The 3,552-nt window shown below is 66.2% G+C and carries 3 protein-coding genes; all 3 read left to right on the plus strand.

Features of this window, described 5'->3' with window-relative positions:
- Nucleotides 1–1,574 (plus strand): methyl-accepting chemotaxis protein (locus tag P7F68_RS19760; RefSeq protein WP_277835639.1); only part of this gene is annotated, 1,574 nt, incomplete at its 5' end.
- Nucleotides 1,575–1,602: 28 nt separating this feature from the next.
- Complete coding sequence (locus tag P7F68_RS19765; RefSeq protein ID WP_277835640.1) at nucleotides 1,603–2,142, plus strand: chemotaxis protein CheW; 540 nt, start codon at nucleotides 1,603–1,605, stop codon at nucleotides 2,140–2,142.
- On the plus strand, nucleotides 2,142–3,552 hold a 1,411-nt coding region (locus P7F68_RS19770; protein ID WP_277835642.1), incomplete at its 3' end, for a nitrate- and nitrite sensing domain-containing protein. The genes P7F68_RS19765 and P7F68_RS19770, both read left to right, overlap by 1 nt.

Raw genomic sequence — 3,552 nt, forward strand, 5'->3', positions numbered from 1 at the left:
TGGGCGAGGTGAGCGCCGCTGCCGAGCGCATGGCCAGGGGCGACTTCGCCTTCGACCTCCAGTCCGACGCCAAGGACGAGGTGGGTAGCGTGGTGCGTGCAGTGGCCGGCGTCCAGACCAGCGTCAAGCGCATGATCGACGACGCCAGCATGCTGGCCGACGCCGCAATCGCCGGCAAGCTCGCCACCCGCGCCGACGCCAGCCGCCACGAGGGCGATTTCCGCAAGATCGTCGACGGCGTCAATGCCACGCTCGACGCCGTCATCGGGCCGCTCAACGTGGCCGCCGACTACGTCGACCAGATTGCCAAGGGCGCCATCCCCGCCCGCATCACCGACAGCTACAACGGTGACTTCAACGCCATCAAGAACAACCTCAACACCGCCATCGACGCGGTCAATGCACTCGTCACCGACGCCAACATGCTCGCCCAGGCCGCCGTCGAGGGCCGCCTGTCCACCCGCGCCGACGCCAGCCGTCACCACGGCGACTACGCCCGCATCGTCCAGGGCGTCAACGCCACCCTGGATGCGGTCATCGCCCCCATCGACGAGGTCAAGCGCGTCATGGTCGCGCTCTCCGGGGGCGACCTCACCCAGAAGATCACCGACAACTACGCCGGCGACTTCCAGGTGCTGCAGAACGCGGTCAACGAGTCCATGGACAAGCTCGCCGAGATCATCGAGCAGGTCCGTGGCGCGGCCGATGCGCTCACCAACGCCGCAGGCCAGGTCTCGGCCACCGCTCAGAGCCTGTCCCAGTCCTCCTCCGAGCAGGCCGCCAGCGTCGAGGAAACCTCGGCTTCGATCGAGCAGATGAGCGCCTCGATCAACCAGAACTCGGAAAACGCCAAGATCACCGACGCCATGGCCACCAAGGCCGCCTCCGAAGCCGGCGAGGGCGGCCAGGCCGTCAAATCCACGGTCGAGGCGATGAAGAACATCGCCGGCAAGATCGGCATCATCGATGACATCGCCTACCAGACCAACCTGCTCGCGCTCAACGCCGCCATCGAAGCGGCCCGTGCCGGCGAGCACGGCAAGGGCTTTGCGGTGGTCGCCGCCGAGGTCAGAAAGCTCGCCGAGCGCAGCCAGGTCGCCGCCCAGGAGATCGGCCAGCTCGCCGGCAACTCGGTCCACCTGGCCGAGCGCGCGGGTACGCTGCTCGACGAGATCGTGCCCTCGATCAACAAGACCTCCGACCTCGTGCAGGAGATCGCCTCGGCCAGCCAGGAGCAGACCGCCGGCGTCGGCCAGATCAACAACGCCATGGGCCAGCTCAACAAGGCCACCCAGCAGAACGCCTCGGCCTCCGAAGAGCTCGCCGCCACCGCCGAGGAGCTTGGCGGACAGGCCGGACAGCTGCAGGAGCTGATGGGCTTCTTCAGCGTCGGCAGCGACGACGCGACCTCCAGGCGCAGCACCGCACGCAAGCCAGCGGCGGCAGTGAGTCCTCCGTCCCCGGCGCCGACGGCAAGCGATAGCGCACCGCGCCGCAACACGGCGCGCACCAACAGCCGGCTGAAGATCGGCAAGTCAATCAGCTTCAGCGAAAGCGATTTCGAGAAATTCTGAGCACACGCCACGCAGCAGGAGCCAGGCCATGAGCCAGAGCCTTACACAAACCAGACAGAAGATGCCTGCGATCGCCGATGCGGGACCGCAGCAATACCTCACCTTCAGCCTCGGCGGCGAGGTGTTCGCGCTCGGGATCCTGAACGTCAAGGAGATCATCGAGTTCGGCAACATCACGGAAATTCCGATGATGCCGGCCTTCATCCGCGGCGTGATCAACCTGCGCGGCGCGGTTGTGCCGGTGATCGACCTGTCTGCTCGCTTCGGCGGCGAGACCTCTGCCGTCTCCCGCCGCACCTGCATCGTCATCGTCGAGCTGAGCGACGGTGACGACCGCCAGGACCTCGGGGTGATCGTGGACGCCGTCAACGAAGTGCTGGAGATTCCACGCGGCGATATCGAGCCACCGCCGAGCTTTGGCGCAAAGATCAGGGCCGACTTCATCCAGGGCATGGGCAAAGTGGATAGCCGATTCGTCATCATCCTCAATGTCGATCGCGTGCTCTCGACCGAGGAGATCACGATGCTCGCCAGCATGGGCGGCGACAGCGCCAAGGAAGAGGGCTGATGCCCATCCCCGGGAAGACCATGATGAATACGCAATCCTACGGCTGGCGCTCGATCCGGCTACGTCTTTTCCTCCTCTTCGCTATCGTGATCGCAGCGGTGCTGTTCTATGCGCTCACCGATGTCGCCCGCCAATGGCAGGCTCAGAACGCCATGCAGCGCGGCGCCCAGTACAGCCAGCTGTCGGTGCAGATCAACAACCTGGTGCACGAACTCCAGAAGGAGCGCGGGCTGTCGGCGGGCTTCATCGGTTCGCGCGGCGGCCGCTTCCAGGCCGAACTCGCCGCTCAGCACCAGGACTCGAATACGGCGCGCAACGCACTGGATGCCTGGCTGGCAAGCGCCGATCGAAATCTGCTGGGCAGCGACATCGTCACCGCAGTGGAGTCCGCGCAAGGCCGCCTCGCTGCGCTGCAGGATACCCGTGGGCGCGTCACGAGCCTGTCGCTGCCGGGCCCCGAGTCATTCAGCTATTACACCGGAACGATCGAACACCTGGTAGCGGTGATCGACATCGCCGCCTCCTCGGCCGAGGAGGTCGAGTTGTCGCGCGGCATGAACGCTTACCTGATGTTCGTGCTCGCCAAGGAGCAAGCCGGACGCGAACGTGCATCGATCAACGGGCTGTTCGCCGCCAACACTGCCGCCGATGTTGCCCTGCATCGGCGCATCATCACCATCCTGACCGCGCAGGACACCTATCTTTCGAACTTCCGCTCGATGGCACCGCAGAGCTGGATCGACGGCCTGCAATCGGCACTCGACAGCGAGGCGGGGCGCGAAACCGCGCGCATGCGCCAGATCGCGCTCGATCGCATGAACATCGGCGAGTTCGGCGTCGAGCCCGCCACCTGGTTCGCCACGATCACGCGCAAGATCGACCTGCTGAAGGTCGAGGAAGATCGTATCGCGTCCACGCTGCTCGACCGCGCCCAGGCGCTGCGCGCCGACTCATCGTCGCAACTGGCGCTGTCGGTCGCGATGACGGTGGCCGTCCTGGTCGCCGCCATCCTGTTCGGGCTGCAGGTGACCGGCCTGTTGCGCGGCCTGCGTGGCAACGCCGAAGCGGCCCATCGCATCGCGCAAGGCCAGCTCGACGAGAAGGTCACGGTGCGCAGCCACAACGAACTCGGCGAGATCGAAGGCGCGCTGGCCGAGGTGCAGTCAAACCTGCACGCGATGATGGACGACACTGCGATGCTCTCTGCCGCCGCCGTCGAGGGCCGCCTCGCCACGCGGGCCGACGCCGATCGCCACCCGGGCGACTACGCCCGCATCGTGCAAGGCGTCAATGCCACGCTCGACGCCGTCATCGGGCCGCTCAACGTGGCCGCCGACTACGTCGACCAGATTGCCAAGGGCGCCATCCCCGCCCGCATCACCGACAGCTACAACGGTGACTTCAACGCCA

This window comes from Thauera mechernichensis, from assembly GCF_029588855.1.
GTDB classification, from domain to species: Bacteria; Pseudomonadota; Gammaproteobacteria; order Burkholderiales; family Rhodocyclaceae; genus Thauera; species Thauera mechernichensis.

What these genes read in the sequence shown, in the direction of transcription:
- P7F68_RS19765 (WP_277835640.1), top strand. Translation starts at nt 1,603, where the DNA reads ATGAGCCAGAGCCTTACACAAACCAGACAGAAGATGCCTGCGATCGCC.